Source organism: Kitasatospora sp. NPDC088783 (genome assembly GCF_044750705.1).
GTDB lineage: Bacteria > Actinomycetota > Actinomycetes > Streptomycetales > Streptomycetaceae > Kitasatospora > Kitasatospora fiedleri.
This window is the reverse complement of record NZ_JBIVKJ010000008.1, coordinates 310613-328123: the sequence shown is the minus strand read 5'-3', so window position 1 is coordinate 328123 and position 17511 is coordinate 310613. Positions and strand designations below refer to the sequence as shown.

Sequence of the window (17511 nt, the reverse complement as noted above, 5' to 3'; positions counted from 1 at the left end):
GTGGACGGTAGGCTAGGGCCTCCGTCAGTCGTATGGACTCCCGTTCTCTCACGGGCGCGGGTCCGAGTGAGCGAGGAATGTTCCGTGGGCTCTGTCATCAAGAAGCGTCGCAAGCGTATGGCCAAGAAGAAGCACCGCAAGCTTCTGAAGCGCACTCGCGTGCAGCGTCGCAACAAGAAGTAACACCGCCTGCGGTCGCCTCGCGTCGCCAGGTTTCCGTCCTGCCCGTCCCGGATTGATTTCCGGGGCGGGCAGTGGCGTTTCAGCCCGGGTGTCCTCCGCGCGGTACGGTGCAGACGCAGGGTGGGCATCCAGGGAGGACGGGGCAGCGTGGGCAAGGTCGTGCTCGTCACCGGCGTGGCGCGCCCGCTCGGCGCGCGCTTCGCCGAGCGGATCGCCGAACGGCCCGAGGTGGACCGGGTGGTCGGGGTGGACGCCGTCCCGCCGCCGCCCGGACTCCCGCTCGGCGTCCGGTACGCCCAGGTCGACCCGCGGCGCCCCGCGGTCGCCCGGGTGATCGCCGAGCACGAGGTCGACACCGTCGTGCACCTCAACGTCACCGCGCTCGGCCACGGCGGCCGGGCCGCGGTGAAGGAGAGCAACGTCATCGGCACCATGCAGCTGCTCGGCGCCTGCCAGCAGGCCCCCGGGCTGGCCCGGCTGGTGGTCAAGTCCACCACCGCCGTCTACGGCTCCGCGCCCCGCGACCCGGCCGTCTTCGGCGAGCTGACCCAGCCCAAGGCGCTGCCCCCCGACGGCTTCGCCCGGGACGCCGCCGAGGTCGAGGGCTACGTCCGCGGCTTCGCCCGCCGCCGCCCCGACGTCGCGGTCACCGTGCTGCGCTTCGCCAACATCCTCGGCCCGGACGGCGACACCCCGCTCGCCGCGTACTTCCGCCTCCCGGTGCTGCCCACCGCCTTCGGCCACGACCCCCGGCTCCAGTTCGTCCACGAGGACGACGCCCTGGAGGCGCTGCGGCTGGCCGTCCTCGGCGCGCCCCCCGGCACCTACAACGTCGCCGGGGACGGCGTGCTGCTGCTCTCCCAGTGCGCCCGCCGGCTCGGCCGCCCCACCGTCCCGCTGCTGCGGCCCGCGCTCGGCCTGGTCGCCCGGCTGACCCGGCGGCTGGCCGCCCCCGCGGACCGCGCCTTCTCCCAGGAACAGCTCCAACTGCTCACCCACGGAAGGGTGGTGGACACCGCCCGGCTGCGCGAACGGCTCGGCTGGAGCCCGCGCCGGACCACCCCGGAGACCTTCGCCGACTTCGCCGCGCACTGCCCGCCCGGCCCGCTGCCGCCCGAACGGCTGACCGCCGTCACCGACCGGCTGGCCGGCCTGCTCGGCGACCACCACCCCACCGAGACCCAGGAGTTGAGGCCGCGATGACAGCCGCCCGGGAGTCCGCCGACCCGGCGGCCAAGGTCATCCCGATCGAGTCCGCCCCCAGCTGGAGCGGCCCGGAGCCGCGGCCCGCCCTCGCCGACCGGATCGCCGACGGCGTCGGCGCGGCCCTCGCCGGGCAGCTCGGCGCCACCGCCACCCGGGTCCTCGGCAAGGGCTGGGAGGAGCGCGCCGCCCACGGCCTCGGCTTCCTGCGCCGCCGGCTCACCGGCGACTACGAGGTCGACGACTTCGGCTTCGACCGGGAGCTCACCGAGGAGGTCTTCCTCGCCCTGCTGCGGCCGCTCGCCGAGAAGTACTTCCGGATCGAGGTCCGCGGCACCGAGCACATCCCCGCCGAGGGCGGCGTGCTGATCGTCGCCAACCACTCCGGCACCGTCCCGCTGGACGCCCTGATGACCCAGGTCGCCGTCCACGACCACGCCGACCGCCACCTGCGGATGCTCGCCGCCGACCTGGTCTTCGTCCTCCCCGTGGTCAACGAGCTCGCCCGCAAGGCCGGACACACCCTGGCCTGCAACGAGGACGCCCAGACCCTGCTGGAGCGCGGCGAGGTGGTCGGCGTCTGGCCCGAGGGCTTCAAGGGCATCGGCAAGCCCTTCGCCGACCGCTACAAGCTCCAGCGCTTCGGCCGCGGCGGCTTCGTCGCCTCCGCGCTGCGGGCCGGCGTCCCGATCGTGCCCTGCTCGATCGTCGGGGCCGAGGAGACCTACCCCATGATCGGCAACTTCAAGTCCCTGGCCCGCCTGCTCGGCCTGCCCTACGTCCCGATCACGCCCACCTTCCCCTGGCTCGGCCCGCTCGGCGCGATCCCGCTGCCCACCAAGTGGACCATCCAGTTCGGCGAGCCGATCCCCACCGACAGCTACCCGAAGGACGCGGCGGAGGACCCGATGCTGGTCTTCAACCTCACCGACCAGGTCCGGGAGACCATCCAGCACACGCTGTACAAGCTGCTGGTGCAGCGGCGCTCCGTCTTCGGGTGACGCACCGGCCGGGGGGCGGGGGGAGCCGTCCGGCTCCTCCCGCCCCCCGGCGGACGCGCCCTCAGTTGAGCGTCAGCCCCGGCAGCAGGCCCGGGATGAGCGGCGGGAGGGTGATGCCCGGCACCGCGCCCGCGGCGGGCGCGGACGGGGAGCCCGAGGGGGCCGCCGGGGTGGCGCCGCCGGAGGCCGCCGGGGAGCCGGTCGCGGCGGGGGAGGCCCCGGTGCCGGTCAGGCCGCCCAGCAGGTCGCCGAGCCCGCCCGAGGTGGCCGCGCCGGGCGGCGGCGTGACCCGCACGGACGGGACGGCGCCCGGCTCGTGGCCGCCGCTCGCGCCGCCGGGCGCCCCGGTGCCGGGCAGCAGCGGCTGCTGCCCCGTGCCGGTGCCGGTGCCGGCGCTGCTGCCGCCGTCCCCACCGCTCCCGGCGGTGCTCCCGCTGCCGCCGCTGCCGCCCTGGCCGGGGGTCTGCTCCAGCCGGAGCGGCGCGACGTCCTCGCTTATGTCGTCGAAGAGCCGGTCGACCTTGGTGGCCTGGCTGCTCAGCCCGGACGGGAGCCTGGACTGCAGGACCGACCAGCGCTGGTCCTCCCCGGCGAAGCCGGCGAGCTGGCGCATCGGGGTGAGCGAGCCGTTGGTGCGGTAGACGGCGCGCAGCAGGTCCCGGCCGCGCAGCGCCTCGGCGTGCATGTCGTCGAGCGCGCGGCGGACCTGGTCGACCGTGGTGGGGCTGAGCGCGGTCGGGCTGTCGGAGCGGCCGAGCAGCGACTGCGCCTCGTCGAGGCGGGTGGACGCCTGCCGGAGCAGCAGCGCGCCGCGCTCGGTGTCGTTGTCCGCCCAGTCGAGGCGCAGCCCTTCCAGGCCGCGCTTCATGCCGTACAGGGCGTCGCCGGGGAGGGCGTTGGTGGAGGCGGCGGCGGCCCCGGCGAACCCGCCGACCGCGACGCCGGCGACCAGGCCGCCGATGGCCAGGCGGCGGCCCCAGCGGGTGCGCCGGCCGCGCCGGCCGCGCTGGGCGGGGAGGACCGCGGTGGGGGCGCCACCGGCCCACTCCTGCTCGAACGCGGCCATCAGCTGGGCGCGTTGGACCGTCCGCGTCTCGGCGCTGAGCTCGGGGGCGGGGACCGCACCGAGCGCGTCGGCCGTCGCGAGGAGTTCGGTCATGGCGGCGGAGCCTGCCCGGTGCGAGCCGCTGCTCCGGTGGTCACTCTGGTGGGCCTCCAGCGCCTCGGCGAAGGACTTCGCCCGCCGGTGCTCCAGCACGTTTGCCGTCACGGGCCACACCTCCCTTCGTCGTTTTCGACACCGTGGCCCGCCGGTTGGTTGTCCCGACAGGCCGAAACCACACCATCGGGTGACAGTTCGAGTTCCCACTTGACCGCGGGCCCGGTGGCGGATTGCACGCTGGCCAACGAGCGGTGTCCGGAGTCGGTTACGCACGACCCCCCTGGCGTATTAAGCAGAGCAGATGACCGCCGCTTCACCCGGACGTGCCTGTGCCCGACGCGGGTTGACGGTCCGTCGGGCGCCGGCGGGCGCGGCGACGGTCTGTGGGCTATCGCGTCCACGGTCGGCGGTTCACCTGGCGTCCGGCGGCAGCAGGCGGGCCAGCGTGCGCACCGCCCGGTACTGCAGCGTCTTGATGGCGCCCTCGTTCTTGCCCATGATCCGGGCCGTCTCGGCGACCGACAGGCCCTGGAGGAAGCGCAGCGTGACGCACTCCTGCTGCTGCGGGTTGAGCCGGCGCACCGCGTCCAGCAGGGCGGCGTTGGAGAGCGACTCCAGCACCGACTCCTCGGGGCTGCGCTCGCACTCGTTGGAGTCGAGCATCTCGCCGGTGGTGACCTCCAGCCGGAACCGGCTGGACTTGAAGTGGTCGGCCACCAGGTTGCGGGCGATGGTCACCAGCCAGGCGCCGAAGTCGCGGCCCTGCCAGGTGAAGGTGCCGATCCGGCGCAGCGCGCGCAGGAAGGTCTCGCTGGTCAGGTCCTCGGCGGTGGCCCGGCTGCCGACCCGGTAGTAGATGTACCGGTACACGGTGTCGGCGTAGTGGTCGTAGAGCCGGCCGAAGGCTTCGCTCTCGCCGTTCTGGGCCCGCTCGACCAGCTCCACCACCGGGTTGTGCTCGGTGTCGTAGCCGGGCCCGGCGGGCGCGCTGCGGGAGCGGCTGCCGGGGGCGGGCACGGTGCGGCCGCGCGGGCCCGTGGCGGGGGTGCTGCCGGAGGTTCCGCCGCCGGCGGAGCCGGTCGTGGTCGAGCGCAGCAGCGGCGCGGCGAACGCGGCCGGGGCGGGCGCGGCGAACGCGGGGCCGGCCACCGCGGGCTGCGGGACGGCCAGTTCGAACTCGCGGATCGCGGCCCACAGCCGTTCCAGGCGCACACCGCGGCGCAGAGTGGCGGTCGACGGGCGGGAGGTGGCTGGCGCGTCGTTCCGGACGGGTGGGTACACGGGACTCCCAGAGGCAGAACTGTGGACGGATCACCTCCGCCTGTGCGGAGAGCACGCCGCACGGGCCGCCCGTCACGGGGACGCTGCGGGCGGGGTGCATCCAGGAGAGAATAACGCTTTGTGCAATGACAGCTACACCGCGTGGTCGAAGTGGTCGATTGAGGTCCACTTCTTGCGGATATTCACCTGTCGGTGACCGGAGTTGACGCCATCCATCCGGCTCAATGTGACCACTTGTGCACATCGGGTGACCGAACACCGGTGTGCGGGCCGGGTTTCCCCGCTATCGGCCGCCCCAACCCATGACTTTGCCCGTCTGCCGAACGATCAGTTCCGGTCAGGGCCGGACGTTCCCGAACCGCCGCCCGCTCGGGGCGGGTTCACCCCCGCTGACGTGCACGACCACCCGCCGGGGGGCGTGTCGTCGGCATCGCGTTGACGCCGGGTGGCAGCGTCGCGTTGACACCGGGTCGACGCGTCGATCTGGTGTCGACGCGGCGTCAGGCCCGCTGCCGACGGTGCACCGCGACCGCCGCCGCGGCCGCCCCCACCAGCACGCCCAGCCCGGCCGCCGCCGGGACGCCGATCCGGGCCGCCTTCCGCCCGGTGCGGAAGTCCCGCACCCGCCAGCCCATCGCCCGGGCGTGCCGGCGCAGCTCCCCGTCCGGGTTGATCACGTACGGGTGGCCGACCAGGCTCAGCATCGGGATGTCGTTGGCGGAGTCGCTGAACGCCGCGCAGCGCGCCAGGTCCAGGTGCTCGCGGCGGGCCAGCGCCTGCACCGCGGCCGCCTTGGCCGGGCCGTGCAGCATCCCGCCGACCAGCCGGCCGGTGTACGCGCCGTCCCGGGTCTCCGCGACGGTGCCGAGCGCGCCGGTCATGCCCAGCCGGCGCGCGATCAGCCGGGCCACCTCCTGCGGCGCGGCGGTCACCAGCCACACCCGCTGCCCGGCGTCCAGGTGCATCTGCACCAGCGCCCGGGTGCCCGGCCAGACCTTCTCGGCCAGCACCGGCTCGAAGATCTCCTCGCAGATCTGCTCCAGGTCCGCGGTGCGCTTGCCGGCCACCAGGCCGAGCGCGCTGTCCCGGGCGTCGGCGATGTGCTCCGGGTTCTCCGCGCCGCGCAGCCGGAACGCCGCCTGCTGCCAGGCGAACCGGGCCAGGTCGCGGCGGGAGAAGAAGCGCCGCCGGTACAGCCCGACCCCGAGGTAGAAGATCGCCGCGCCGCGCAGGATCGTGTTGTCGCAGTCGAAGAACGCGGCCGCCCGGACGTCCCCGGGCTCCGGCGTGTGGTCCCCCGCCGGCGCCGCGGGGGCCTTCGACGGCTCCGGCGCGAGCTGGGCGCTGGCGGCGTCGGCGGCGGCCTCGGCCGCCAGGGCGGTCCGGTCGTCGGTGGAACGCCTTGACTGGGTGAGCCTTCGTAGCGCGGCCATGCGACGAGCATAGTCAGCGCGGCCGCCCCGCCCCGTGACCGAGGAGTGCCCGAGCAGTGAACGGGCGGCGGCGCGACGAGCGGCACAATGAACCGGTGAGCCTGCTGCGACGCGCGGGGAAGAACCCCGCCGACACCACCGTCACCCTGATCGGCAAGCCCGGCTGCCACCTCTGCGAGGACGCCCGCGCGGTGATCCTCAGGGTCACCGCGGAGCTGGGCGCGTCCTTCGAGGAGAAGGACATCCTCCAGGACCCGGCCCTCTACGAGCAGTACGCCGAGCAGATCCCGGTCACCCTGGTCGACGGCCGCCAGCACGACTTCTGGCGGGTCGACGAGGCCCGGCTCCGCAAGGCGCTGGGCGCCTAGCCCCCGCCCGGCCCCGTGCGCCCCGCTGCCGGCTCCGCCGCCCGCCCCTCCCGGGGCACCGGTGCTTCGTGAACGTTCGATGAAGATCGGCCTAGGAGTTCCTTCACTTCTCGGCTTACGATCGAACGGTTTCCGTGTCCGCCGGGGGCCGTGCAAGAGGAGGGCGCGATGAGCGGCTACGCCGTCGTCGACGTCGAGGCCACCGGTCGTAGCCCCTGGCGCCACCGGGTGGTCGAGGTCGCCGTGGTGCAGCTGGACGCCGCGCTGCGCACCGAGCGGGAGTTCGCCACCCTGCTCGACCCGGCCGGCCCGGTCGGGCCGACGCACGTGCACGGGATAGCGCAGGACGACGTCGAGGGCGCGCCGAAGTTCCGGCAGATCGCGCCGCGGCTGCTGGAGCTGCTGGCCGGCCGGGTGCTGGTGGGCCACCACGTGACCTGCGACCGGGCGTTCCTGGAGCGCGAGTTCGCCCGGATCGGGGTGGCGCTGCCGCCGGTGCCGCTGCTGTGCACGATGCGCATCGCCCGCCGGATGCTGCCGGAGGCGGGCGGGTTCGGCCTGTCCGCGTGCGTGGAGGCGGCGGGGCTGGGCTGGTTCCCGGCGCACACCGCGCTGGGCGACGCGCGGGCGACGGTCGAGCTGCTGCGGCACTGCCGCCGGACGGGCTGCGCGGACGTCCGGCTGCCGGCCGCCCCCGCCGGGCCCGCGGTGCCGTGGCCGCGGCTGGGTCCGGCCGGTTCGGCGCGCTCCCGGGCGGAGGCCCCGCTGCTGCGCCGGGTGGCGCCGCTGGGGCCGTGGCCGGCCGGGGTGGAGGGCCCGCGGGCGCTGATCGGTTCGGCGGGCGACGAGTGATGCGTGTCACTGTTCGGGGACAAATCGGACACCATCTTTGTGCACACGTTCACAAACGCATAGCCTGGCGGTCCAAGCCCAGCTTCACCCACAGGAGCAACGTGGCAATCGGCCGACCCTCACCCAGCAGTTCGCAGACGCCCGACCAGGGCGCCGCGCGCAGGCCCTCGCGTGCGCGGGGCATCCCGGAGGCGACCGTGGCCCGCCTCCCGCTCTACCTGCGGGCCCTGACCGCGCTCTCCGAGCGCTCGGTCCCGACCGTCTCCTCCGAGGAGCTGGCCGCCGCCGCCGGGGTGAACTCGGCGAAGCTCCGCAAGGACTTCTCCTACCTGGGCTCCTACGGCACCCGCGGCGTCGGCTACGACGTGGAGTACCTCGTCTACCAGATCTCCCGCGAGCTGGGCCTCACCCAGGACTGGCCGGTCGTCATCGTCGGCATCGGCAACCTGGGCCACGCCCTCGCCAACTACGGCGGTTTCGCCTCCCGCGGGTTCCGGGTGGCCGCCCTGCTGGACGCCGACCCGCACGTGGTGGGCAGCACCGCCGCGGGCCTGCCCGTGCGGCACATGGACGAGCTGGAGGAGATCGTCGCCACCCAGCAGGTCTCCATCGGCGTGATCACCACCCCGCCCGGCGCCGCCCAGCAGGTCTGCGACCGGCTGGTGGAGGCCGGCGTGACCAGCATCCTGAACTTCGCCCCGACCGTGCTGACCGTGCCGGACGGGGTGGACGTGCGCAAGGTCGACCTGTCGATAGAGCTGCAGATCCTCGCCTTCCACGAGCAGCGCAAGGCCGGCGACGAGCCGTCCGCGGGCGACTCGGTGCTCGACCGCGCCCCCGGTCCGGTCCGGGCCGCGGCCGCCAAGCTGCGCCGGGCCGCCGGCGGCAAGGCCGAGCAGGCCAAGGGCACCCCCGCCGCCAAGGGCGGCCCGGACGACGACCTGTCCGCGGTGATGCCGGCGTGAGCACGAACATCCGTCACGACGAGGTGGGGGCATGAGTCTTCTGGTAGTCGGTCTGAGCCACCGGACCGCGCCGGTCGGCGTGCTGGAGCGCGCGGCGCTCACCGGCGACGGCCCGACCCGGGTGCTGCACGAGGCGGCCGCCTCGGCGACCGTCGGCGAGGCCGCGCTGGTCAACACCTGCAACCGGATCGAGCTGTACGCCGACGTGGACAAGTTCCACGCGGGCGTCGCCGAGCTGTCCCAACTGCTCGCCGGGCACAGCGGCGTCGACCTCGACGAACTCACCCCCCACCTGTACGTGCACTACGAGGACCGGGCCGTCCACCACCTCTTCTCGGTGGCCTGCGGACTGGACTCGATGGTCGTCGGCGAGGGCCAGATCCTCGGCCAGCTGCGCGACGCGCTGGCCAAGGCGCAGGAGGAGCACACCGCGGGCCGCGGCCTGAACGAGCTGTTCCAGCAGGCCCTGCGGGTCGGCAAGCGGGCGCACAGCGAGACCGGCATCGACAAGGCCGGGCAGTCGCTGGTCACCTTCGGCCTGGAGCAGGTCGCCGCCGGGGCCGGCCCGGTGGCCGGCAAGCGCGCCCTGGTGGTCGGCGCGGGCTCGATGAGCTCGCTGGCCGCCGCCACCCTGGTCCGCTCCGGCGTCACCGACCTGCTGATCGCCAACCGCACCCCGGCCCGCGCCGAGCGGCTGGTGGAGATCCTCGGCGGCGCCGCCCGCACCCTGGACTTCGCGAAGGTCCCGCAGGCGCTCGCCGACGTCGACCTGGTGATCTCCTGCACCGGCGCGGCCGGCACCGTCATCGACGCCGCCGAGGTCGCCGCCGCGCTCACCGCCCGCAGTGCCACCTCCCCGCTGGCCTTCCTCGACCTGGCCATGCCCCGGGACGTCGACCACGCCGTGCGCGAGCTGGACGGCGCCCTGCTGGTCGACCTGGAGAGCCTCTCGCACGCGCACGCCGCCACCCCCGGCGCCGGCGACGTGGACGCCGTGGCCACCATCGTCGCGGACGAGGTCACCGCCTTCGGACAGGCCCAGCGCGCCGCCCGGATCGCCCCCACCGTGGTCGCCCTGCGCGCCATGGCCTCCGAGGTGGTCCGCGGCGAACTCGCCCGGCTCACCTCCCGGCTGCCGGACCTGGACGAGCGCTCCAGCGCGGAGATCTCGCAGACCGTCCGCCGGGTGGTCGACAAACTGCTGCACGCCCCGACCGTCAAGGTCAAGCAGCTCGCCGCCGAACCCGGCGGGGCCTCCTACGCGGAGGCCCTGCGCGAGCTGTTCGACTTGGACCCCGCGGCAGTGCACGCTGTCTCCGGCACCCCGATCGGCGCCCAGGCGGGTTCCTCGATCCCGCCGGGCGGCGTCCCCGCCGCCCAGGCCGCCCTCGCCCCGCCCGCCGGAGCGACCGCCCCGCCCGCCGGAGCAACCAGATGAACACCCCGTCAGCCCCCCAGCACGACCAGGACGATCACCTCATGAATGGTCCAGAGACAGTGACGCCGCTGCGCCTCGGCACCCGCCGCAGCGCCCTCGCCATGGCCCAGTCGGGCATGGTCGCGGAGGAGGTGGCCGCGATCACCGGCCGCCGGGTGGAGCTGGTCGAGATCACCACCTACGGGGACGTCTCCCGCGAGTCGCTGGCCCAGATCGGCGGCACCGGGGTGTTCGTCTCGGCCCTGCGCGACGCCCTGCTGGAGGGCCGGATCGACCTGGCCGTCCACTCGCTCAAGGACCTGCCCACCGCCGCCCCCGCCGGGCTGCTGCTGGCCGCCGTCCCCGAGCGCGAGGACGTCCGGGACGCGCTGGTCGCCCGCGACGGCCTGGACCTGGCCGGGCTGGTCGGCGGGAGCGCCGGCCGCACCGTCCGGATCGGCACCGGCTCCCCGCGCCGGATGGCCCAGCTGAACGCCTGGGCCCGCGCCCGCGGCGCCGACCTGGAGACCGTGCCGATCCGCGGCAACGTCGACACCCGGATCGGCTACGTCCGCTCCGGCGAACTCGACGCCGTGGTGCTGGCCACCGCCGGACTCAACCGGCTCGGCCGCTCCGCCGAGATCACCGAGCACCTCGACCCCGCGCTGATGCTCCCCGCCCCCGGGCAGGGCGCGCTCGCCGTCGAGTGCGTCGACCCGACCCTGGCCGCCGTGCTGGCCCGGCTCGACCACCGCCCCACCCGGGCCGCCGTGGTCGCCGAGCGCGCCCTGCTGGCCACCCTGGAGGCGGGCTGCTCCGCCCCGGTCGCCGCACTGGCCGGCTGGACCGGCACCGAGCTGCGCCTGGACGGCGTGGTCGGCACCACCGACGGCACCGAACTGCTCAAGATGTCCGCCAACGGCCCCCTCGTCCCCGACGAGACCGCCGAGGAGCAGGCCGCGGCCCTGGGCCGCGCCCTGGCCACCAGGCTGCTCGACACCGGAGCGGCCGACCTGATGGGGGAGCGCGCCCGATGACCGCCGCCGGATTCCACCCGCCCGCAGGGCGCTGCACCTTCCTCGGCGCCGGCCCCGGCGACCCCGGACTGCTCACCCTGCGCGCCGTCGACGTGCTCGGCACCGCCGACGTCCTGGTCGCCGACCCGCTGACCGCCGCCGCGGTCCGCACCCACTGCCCCAGCGGCGTCCAGGTCCTCGACCCGGCCGACGCCGGCCGGGAGCTCGCCGACCTGGCCGCCGACGCGGTCCGGGCCGGCCGCCACCTGGTCCGCACCGTCGACGGCGACCCCGGCCTGGACGGCTGCGCCGCCCAGGAGATGCTGCGCTGCGCCCAGGCCGGCGTGCCCTTCGAGGTCGTCCCCGGCGTCGCCCAGTCGGTCGGCGTGCCCGCCTACGCGGGCGTGCCGCTGCGCGGCGGCCAGGGCGCGGACGTCCGCTTCGTGGACGCCGAGGCGCTGCTGGCCGGCCAGGTCGTCGACCTGGGCTCGCCGGAGACCACCCTGGTGGTGCGCACCACCCTGGGCCAGCTGCCCGCCACCGCCAACTCCCTGGTGGCGCACGGCCGCAAGCCCGACGCGGCGCTCTCCGCGACGCTCTCCGGCACCACCACCCGGCAGCGCACCTTCACCTCCACGCTGGCCGCCATCGCCGCCGACCTGAAGGCCGCCCGGGTGCTGCCCTCGCCGGTCTCCGCCCCCGTGGACCCGGCGACCTCGGTGATAGCCGTGGTGGGCGAGCAGGTCGCCCACCGCGCCTCGCACTCGTGGTTCGAGACCAAGCCGCTGTTCGGCTGGAACGTCCTCGTCCCGCGCACCAAGGAGCAGGCCCACGGCCTGTCCGACCAGCTGCGCTCGTACGGCGCGGTGCCGCAGGAGGTGCCGACCATCGCGGTCGAGCCGCCGCGCACCCCGCAGCAGATGGAGCGGGCCATCAAGGGCCTGGTCACCGGCCGCTACGAGTGGATCGCCTTCACCTCGGTCAACGCCGTCAAGGCCGTCCGGGAGAAGTTCGAGGAGTACGGCCTGGACGCCCGGGCGTTCGCCGGGATCAAGGTCGCGGCGGTCGGCGAGACCACCGCCCAGGCGCTGGTCGACTTCGGCGTCAAGCCCGACCTGGTGCCCTCCGGCGAGCAGTCCGCGGCCGGGCTGCTGGAGGACTGGCCGCCGTACGACCCGGTGTTCGACCCGATCGACCGGGTGCTGCTGCCGCGCGCCGACATCGCCACCGAGACCCTGGTGGCCGGCCTGGTCGAGCTCGGCTGGGAGGTCGACGACGTGACCGCGTACCGCACGGTGCGCGCCTCGCCGCCGCCGGCCGAGACCCGGGAGGCGATCAAGGGCGGCGGCTTCGACGCGGTGCTGTTCACCTCGTCCTCGACCGTCCGGAACCTGGTCGGCATCGCCGGCAAGCCGCACAACGTGACCGTCATCGCCTGCATCGGCCCGGCCACCGCCAAGACGGCGGAGGAGCACGGCCTGCGGGTCGACGTGATGGCCCCGGCCCCGTCCGCGTCCGCGCTCGCCCAGGCGCTGGCCGACTTCGGGGCCACCCGCCGGGACGCCGCCACCGCGGCGGGCGAGCCGGTCTACCGGCCGAGCGAACGTCGCCCCGGCTCGCGCCGCAAGGCGCGCTGACCCTCCGGCGGGGGGAGGCCGCGGCCTCCCCCCGCCGCGTTCTTCCGTGACTCAGGGAGCCTTCGAAGTGTCCGCCGAATTCCCGTCCGTCCGCCCGCGCCGACTGCGCTCCACCCCGGCGATGCGCCGCCTGGTCGCCGAGACCCGGCTGCACCCGGCCGAGCTGATCCTCCCGGCGTTCGTCCGCGAGGGCATCACCGAGCCGAAGCCGATCACCTCGATGCCGGGCGTCGTCCAGCACACCCGGGACACCCTGCGCCGGGCCGCCGTCGAGGCCGCCGAGGCCGGGATCGGCGGCCTCATGCTGTTCGGCGTCCCCGAGGTGCAGGACGCGGTCGGCTCCGAGGGCACCAACCCCCGGGGCATCCTCCAGCTGGCCATCCGCGACGTGGTCTCCGAGGTCGGCGACCAGCTGGTCGTGATGTCCGACCTGTGCCTGGACGAGTACACCGACCACGGCCACTGCGGCGTGCTCGCCGAGGACGGCTCGGTCGACAACGACGCCACCCTGGAGCGCTACGCCGAGATGGCCGTGGTCCAGGCCGACGCGGGCGTCCACCTGGTCGGCCCGTCCGGGATGATGGACGGTCAGGTCGCGGTGATCCGCAGGGCGCTGGACGCGGCCGGCCACCGGGACACCGGCATCCTCGCCTACACCGCCAAGTACGCCTCGGCGTTCTTCGGCCCGTTCCGGGAGGCCGTCGGCTCCTCGCTCAAGGGCGACCGCAAGACCTACCAGCAGGACCCGGCCAACGCCCGCGAGGCGCTGCGCGAGCTGGAGCAGGACATCGCCGAGGGCGCCGACCTGGTGATGGTCAAGCCCGCCATGGCCTACCTGGACATCCTGCGCCAGGTCGCCGACGCCTCCCCGGTGCCGGTCTCCGCCTACCAGGTCTCCGGCGAGTACGCGATGGTCGAGGCCGCCGCGGCCAACGGCTGGATCGACCGCGAGCGGACCGTCCTGGAGACACTCACCTCGATCCGCCGGGCCGGCGCCGAGCAGATCCTCACCTACTGGGCGGTCGAGGCCGCCCGGATGCTGGGCTGACCCGGCCGCGCGACTCCGACCGCGCGCGGGGCGCGCCGGGCCCGGGCGGACTCCGGGAAGCCCTTCCGCTCGACCTCGGCGCGCCGCCCGTCCGGGTGGTGGAAGACGACACCCTCGGCGAGCGCGCCCGGCGCGAACCGGCGCTCCGGCCCCGCCGGGTACGCCCGCGGCCCCGCGTGGTCGCGCGGCGCCCCCTCGTGCACCGGCGCCTCCCGGTCGAACGGCAGGCACAGGTGCCCGTCCAGCTCCAGCGGGTTGCCCTGGATCCGCGGGCCGAGCACCTCGCCCGGGTGCTCGCCGCCCGGCCGGCCGCACGCGTCGGTGCCCCGGGCGGCGGCCAGGACCCAGCGGTCCTCGGCGGCGTCCTCGGCGGTGTCGGCGTACCGGCCGTCGACGACGCCCGCCCGCTTCTGCGCGGCGCTCGGGTCGCGGCGCCCCTCCACCCGCACCAGCTGCCCCGAGCGGACGGTCGGTCGGACGTCCGTGCCGTCCGGCTCCCCGGGCGCCGCGCCCTCCCCGGCGAACACCCGGGCGCACCCGGCGCGCGGGCGGTCCACCCCCCGGAAGGCGCCGTCCCGCTCGAACAGCGTCGGAATCTCCTCCACGACCGCCTCCCCCTCCGTACCCGGCCCGGCGGGGACGCCGAAGGGCGCGGCGGCCGTGAACGGCCGCCGCGCCCCGGGGCACTGACGCGGGGTCAGTGGATGGCGACGATGCCGCCCTCGCCGCCGCCGACGGCGGTGGAGGTGGCCCAGCCGTAGCCGCCGCCTGCGGTGAAGATGTGGGAGGTCTCGGCGAAGCCCGCCCAGTGACCGGCGACGAAGGGCTCGTCGGCGCTGGCCACGCCTTCCTGGCCGCCGCCGACGGCGACGTGCGCGTACGCGGGGGCGGCGATACCGGCCAGCGCCAGGGCGGCGACCGAGGTGACGACGACCTTGCCCAGCTTGCTCTTCATGGGGAGGTTCCTCTCTGCGTCGGGGGAGTGGTTTCTACGGGAACACAGCGGTGCGGCTGGAGCGGCGCTGCACGCGCCCACCGACGCTCCGATCACCCGATCGCGCCGCGGACGGCCGGGTTTCCGGGAGCGGCCGGAGACATGGAACCGCCGGGCCCGCGGGATCGCTCCCCCGGACCCGGCGGTCGGTCGCGACCGGAAGGTCAGCCGATCAGGTGGCTGACGCCACCGTCGCCGCTGCCCACGGTGTTCTGGCCGACGACGCAGGTCTGCGTCGGCTTGTTGTCGAGGACGTCGGCCTCGATCGGCACCGCGACGCCGATGACGGCGACGGCGATGTTGTGCACCTCGGGGAGGCAGAGGTTCGGGTTGTCCAGGGTGTGGAAGTTCGGGCTGTGGTTGCCCGAGGTGCCGGTGGCGTTGGTGCCGCCGCTGCCCTGGATGGAGGTGGCGGCGCCGTCCGCGTCGCCGATGGCCATCGCCGGGGAGGCGATCGTGGCGAGACCGGCGGCGGCGACGCCGGCGGCGGCGAGAGCCTTCTTGATCATTGGGTTATTCCTTTTCGGATCTGATGGAGTGGAGCAGCGGCCCGGCGCGTGGCTCGCGCCGGGTCCTGACCGCCGGGCCGGGGGAGCGGACCGGGCGGGTCGTGCCGCGCGGAGCGTGGGGCTCCGCGCCGGGGGCAGCGACGGTGGGTCAGCCGACCAGGTGGGAGACGCCGCCGTCGCCGCTGCCGAGGGTGCCCTGGCCGACCACGCAGGTCTGCTTGGGCTGGTTGTTGAGCGCGTCGACCTCGACCGGGACGGCCACGCCGAGCACGGCGACACCGATGTTGTGGATCTCCGGGAGGCAGATGTTCGGGTTGTCGGCGAAGTGGAAGTTCGGGCTGTGGTTGCCCCAGGTGCCGGTGGCGTTGGTGCCGCCGTTGCCCTGGATCGAGCCGGCCGAACCGTCCGCGTTGCCGATGGCGACGGCGGGGGTGGACACCGCGGCCAGCGCTGCGGCGGCCAGGCCGACGGTAGCGAAAGTCTTCTTGAGCATGGTGGAGATACCTCTCTGAAATGCTGTTCGAGGGGTGCTGCCCCGTCGTCGTCGGGATCAAAGAATGGCGGCACGGAAAGTTACGGGGTCTGCGGGAAATTCGTCATTGGCCACCGTTTTACCCGCGCGCCGGTCGGATTGTTGACGATGCGGAGATCGGACTATTCAGCCGTTCCGGTCAACACCCGCTATCCGCGGGGGAGCTGGCTCGTTCGCCAGGGTGCCCACCGGGCACTCGAACCGATTTCCCGAACTCCCCGAACGAACGGCGAACAGCATGAAGCTCTCCAAGCGGGCGACCGGCGCCCTGCTGCTGGCGGTCGGCGCCGGCGTGGCGGCGGCGCAGGGCGTGGCCCAGGCGGCTCCGAAGACCCCGGCCGAGGTGGCCGCGATCGAGAACGCCACGGCCGGCCAGGAGGTGCCGTTCAGCATCCCGCTCAGCACGGCCGCCTCCCCGCTCCCGCTGCTGCCGGACGGCGGCGGGATCCACGGCGCGATCCCGGCCTCGCCGCTGTCGGCCTCCACCGACAACGGCCAGAGCAGCACCCACCCGGTCCCGGACCAGGTGCTGCCGTCGATCGGCGGCGGCAAGGAGGGCCCCTCGCTGGCCGCGGCGCTGCCGCTGCCCGAGGCCGACCGCGGCGCCGAGCTGGGCACCCTCGGCCTGGACGCCCCGGCCGCCCCGCTCAACCTGGCCGGCCCGGCGCTGGGCCTGGGGCAGCCGGTCTCCTTCGTCGAGGGGCAGGGCGGGCAGATCACCGACGCCGCGCTGAGCCTGGACAAGGTCGACCCGCACCTGGTGACCGCGCCGGTGCAGGCCGTCCCGGGGGCGAGCGCCTCGCTCGGCGGCGAGCAGGACCAGCTCTCGGTCACCGACTCGGTGCGGAACCTGGCCGCCACCACCACCGCCACCACCGGCGAGATGATGAACCAGGCCGACCCGGTGGGCACCCTCACCGGCGCGCTGGACCAGAGCCGGGTCTGACCCGGCGGCACGCGAACGGCCCGGGCCCCGTCGGGGGCCCGGGCCGTCGGCGCACGCGCCGGTCGGCGTGCCGGGTGCTCGGCGTACCGGCTCAGCCCGGCAGCACGCCGAGCAGCGGGCCGGCCAGCGGGAGGTCCTTCGCGCCGCCGCCGCCGGACAGCGGGGCGGTGAGCGGGGCGGTGCCGACCGGGGCGACGCCGTTGTCGGGGACGACCGCGACGCCGTTGTTCAGCACGTCCGCGCCGGACCCGGCCCACGGGTCGAGCCGCAGCTCCTTCAGCGGGGCGACCGCGTAGCCGAGCGCACCGGTGGTGCCGCCGAGGGCCTGCTGGGCGTCGGTGTTCTGCAGGTGGGTGGTGGGCGCGGGCAGCCCGCCGAGCGGTTCGGTCTCGGCGTGCGCGGCCTGGGCGGTGACGCCGCCGAGCAGCACGGCGGCGCCGAGCGCGGCCACGGCGCCGGTGGTCTTCCGGGTCATCGGCCAATCCTTCGGGGTGAGTGGAACGGTGCTCCAGGGGAAACGCGCGCGGCCCCCCGGCCACTGGGCCGAGGGGCGGTCTGCACGGGGTTGCCGATCAGCGGGGGCTGGTCAGCAGTCTTCGTCGACCGGCGGCTCGTGGTGCTCGTGGTGCTCGGCCGGCAGGTCCACGTTGGCGCAGGAGTTGCCGAACGCCGGGTTCAGCAGGCCGATCACGTTGATCGAGTTGCCGCAGACGTTCACCGGGACGTGCACCGGGACCTGCACGGCGTTGCCGGAGAGCACGCCGGGGGAGTTGGCGGCGACGCCCTCGGCACCGGCCGAGGCGTTGGCCAGACCGGCCGAGCCGAGCACCAGGCCGGCCGCGGCGGCCGACAGGACGGCGGCCTTCTTCACGTTCTGCATGGGGGTTGATCTCCTAGATCACACAGGGAGTTGGTGCGCCGCACCGCACGGGACCGTGCGGTGCGGCGCGGGCGCTGCGTCAGG

The 17511-nt window shown here is 75.0% G+C and carries 20 protein-coding genes; 11 read left to right on the top strand and 9 right to left on the bottom strand.

Going from position 1 to position 17511, the window contains the following annotated elements; genetic code table 11:
* The first annotated feature begins 84 nt into the window (after nucleotides 1–84).
* The 3 genes from ACIP60_RS23765 to ACIP60_RS23755 all read left to right on the top strand — a co-directional run bounded on the left by ACIP60_RS23765 (nucleotide 85) and on the right by ACIP60_RS23755 (nucleotide 2387).
* Complete coding sequence (locus tag ACIP60_RS23765; protein WP_003948845.1) at nucleotides 85–183, top strand: 30S ribosomal protein bS22; 99 nt, start codon at nucleotides 85–87, stop codon at nucleotides 181–183.
* 147 nt (nucleotides 184–330) lie between these two features.
* The gene (locus ACIP60_RS23760; RefSeq protein WP_100837717.1) at nucleotides 331–1386 is read left to right on the top strand and encodes an NAD-dependent epimerase/dehydratase family protein; all 1056 of its coding nucleotides are present in this window, start codon (nucleotides 331–333) and stop codon (nucleotides 1384–1386) included.
* Nucleotides 1383–2387, top strand: coding sequence for a lysophospholipid acyltransferase family protein (locus tag ACIP60_RS23755; RefSeq protein ID WP_100837718.1), 1005 nt, complete (start codon nucleotides 1383–1385; stop codon nucleotides 2385–2387). The genes ACIP60_RS23760 and ACIP60_RS23755 overlap by 4 nt, the downstream gene beginning before the upstream one ends.
* 61 nt (nucleotides 2388–2448) lie before the next feature.
* Here ACIP60_RS23755 and ACIP60_RS23750 read toward each other — a convergent pair whose 3' ends face one another.
* The 3 genes from ACIP60_RS23750 to ACIP60_RS23740 all read right to left on the bottom strand — a co-directional run bounded on the left by ACIP60_RS23750 (nucleotide 2449) and on the right by ACIP60_RS23740 (nucleotide 6263).
* On the bottom strand, nucleotides 2449–3657 hold the full coding sequence (locus ACIP60_RS23750) for a DUF5667 domain-containing protein (protein ID WP_400687456.1): 1209 nt from the start codon (nucleotides 3655–3657) through the stop codon (nucleotides 2449–2451).
* A gap of 303 nt (nucleotides 3658–3960) precedes the next feature.
* Nucleotides 3961–4830: an ECF subfamily RNA polymerase sigma factor, BldN family gene (locus tag ACIP60_RS23745; RefSeq protein ID WP_400687454.1), complete on the bottom strand. Its 870-nt coding sequence runs from the start codon at nucleotides 4828–4830 to the stop codon at nucleotides 3961–3963.
* 500 nt (nucleotides 4831–5330) lie between these two features.
* Entirely contained in the window at nucleotides 5331–6263 is a 933-nt protein-coding gene (locus ACIP60_RS23740) for an HAD family hydrolase (protein ID WP_400687452.1), read from the bottom strand.
* Between the two features lie 95 nt (nucleotides 6264–6358).
* Between ACIP60_RS23740 and ACIP60_RS23735 the strand changes: the two genes are divergently transcribed.
* From ACIP60_RS23735 to hemB, 7 genes are all read left to right on the top strand, one after another.
* Entirely contained in the window at nucleotides 6359–6631 is a 273-nt protein-coding gene (locus ACIP60_RS23735; RefSeq protein ID WP_400687450.1) for a glutaredoxin family protein, read from the top strand.
* A gap of 168 nt (nucleotides 6632–6799) precedes the next feature.
* Nucleotides 6800–7483 carry an exonuclease domain-containing protein gene (locus ACIP60_RS23730; protein WP_400687448.1) on the top strand — a complete coding sequence of 228 codons (684 nt, stop codon included), beginning with the start codon at nucleotides 6800–6802 and terminating at the stop codon, nucleotides 7481–7483.
* Nucleotides 7484–7590: 107 nt separating this feature from the next.
* On the top strand, nucleotides 7591–8448 hold the full coding sequence (locus ACIP60_RS23725) for a redox-sensing transcriptional repressor Rex (protein ID WP_400687603.1): 858 nt from the start codon (nucleotides 7591–7593) through the stop codon (nucleotides 8446–8448).
* 31 nt (nucleotides 8449–8479) lie between these two features.
* Nucleotides 8480–9886: a glutamyl-tRNA reductase gene (locus tag ACIP60_RS23720; RefSeq protein WP_400687446.1), complete on the top strand. Its 1407-nt coding sequence runs from the start codon at nucleotides 8480–8482 to the stop codon at nucleotides 9884–9886.
* A gap of 41 nt (nucleotides 9887–9927) precedes the next feature.
* A complete protein-coding gene (gene hemC / locus ACIP60_RS23715) occupies nucleotides 9928–10902 on the top strand; it encodes a hydroxymethylbilane synthase (protein ID WP_400687444.1) in 975 nt (324 codons plus the stop codon).
* Nucleotides 10899–12518 carry a uroporphyrinogen-III synthase gene (locus tag ACIP60_RS23710; protein ID WP_100837724.1) on the top strand — a complete coding sequence of 540 codons (1620 nt, stop codon included), beginning with the start codon at nucleotides 10899–10901 and terminating at the stop codon, nucleotides 12516–12518. Before hemC ends, ACIP60_RS23710 begins: the two co-directional genes overlap by 4 nt.
* A gap of 121 nt (nucleotides 12519–12639) precedes the next feature.
* Entirely contained in the window at nucleotides 12640–13566 is a 927-nt protein-coding gene (gene hemB / locus ACIP60_RS23705) for a porphobilinogen synthase (RefSeq protein WP_400687601.1), read from the top strand.
* Here the strand turns inward: hemB and ACIP60_RS23700 are convergent.
* The 4 genes from ACIP60_RS23700 to ACIP60_RS23685 all read right to left on the bottom strand — a co-directional run bounded on the left by ACIP60_RS23700 (nucleotide 13530) and on the right by ACIP60_RS23685 (nucleotide 15562).
* A complete protein-coding gene (locus ACIP60_RS23700) occupies nucleotides 13530–14171 on the bottom strand; it encodes a hypothetical protein (RefSeq protein ID WP_400687441.1) in 642 nt (213 codons plus the stop codon). The genes hemB and ACIP60_RS23700 overlap by 37 nt on opposite strands.
* 92 nt (nucleotides 14172–14263) lie before the next feature.
* On the bottom strand, nucleotides 14264–14521 hold the full coding sequence (locus tag ACIP60_RS23695; protein WP_400687439.1) for a hypothetical protein: 258 nt from the start codon (nucleotides 14519–14521) through the stop codon (nucleotides 14264–14266).
* Between the two features lie 203 nt (nucleotides 14522–14724).
* Entirely contained in the window at nucleotides 14725–15069 is a 345-nt protein-coding gene (locus ACIP60_RS23690; protein ID WP_100837728.1) for a rodlet layer protein, read from the bottom strand.
* A 148-nt stretch (nucleotides 15070–15217) separates the two neighbouring features.
* Nucleotides 15218–15562: a rodlet layer protein gene (locus tag ACIP60_RS23685; protein ID WP_100837729.1), complete on the bottom strand. Its 345-nt coding sequence runs from the start codon at nucleotides 15560–15562 to the stop codon at nucleotides 15218–15220.
* 277 nt (nucleotides 15563–15839) lie between these two features.
* On the opposite strand from ACIP60_RS23685, the gene ACIP60_RS23680 reads away from it, so the two are divergent.
* Nucleotides 15840–16547 carry a hypothetical protein gene (locus ACIP60_RS23680; RefSeq protein WP_400687437.1) on the top strand — a complete coding sequence of 236 codons (708 nt, stop codon included), beginning with the start codon at nucleotides 15840–15842 and terminating at the stop codon, nucleotides 16545–16547.
* Nucleotides 16548–16638: 91 nt separating this feature from the next.
* Here the strand turns inward: ACIP60_RS23680 and ACIP60_RS23675 are convergent, their stop codons facing one another.
* Nucleotides 16639–17022, bottom strand: a complete 384-nt coding sequence (locus tag ACIP60_RS23675) for a hypothetical protein (protein WP_100837731.1) — start codon at nucleotides 17020–17022, stop codon at nucleotides 16639–16641.
* Between the two features lie 111 nt (nucleotides 17023–17133).
* A complete protein-coding gene (locus tag ACIP60_RS23670; protein ID WP_111555981.1) occupies nucleotides 17134–17427 on the bottom strand; it encodes a chaplin in 294 nt (97 codons plus the stop codon).
* Nucleotides 17428–17511 lie beyond the last annotated feature (84 nt).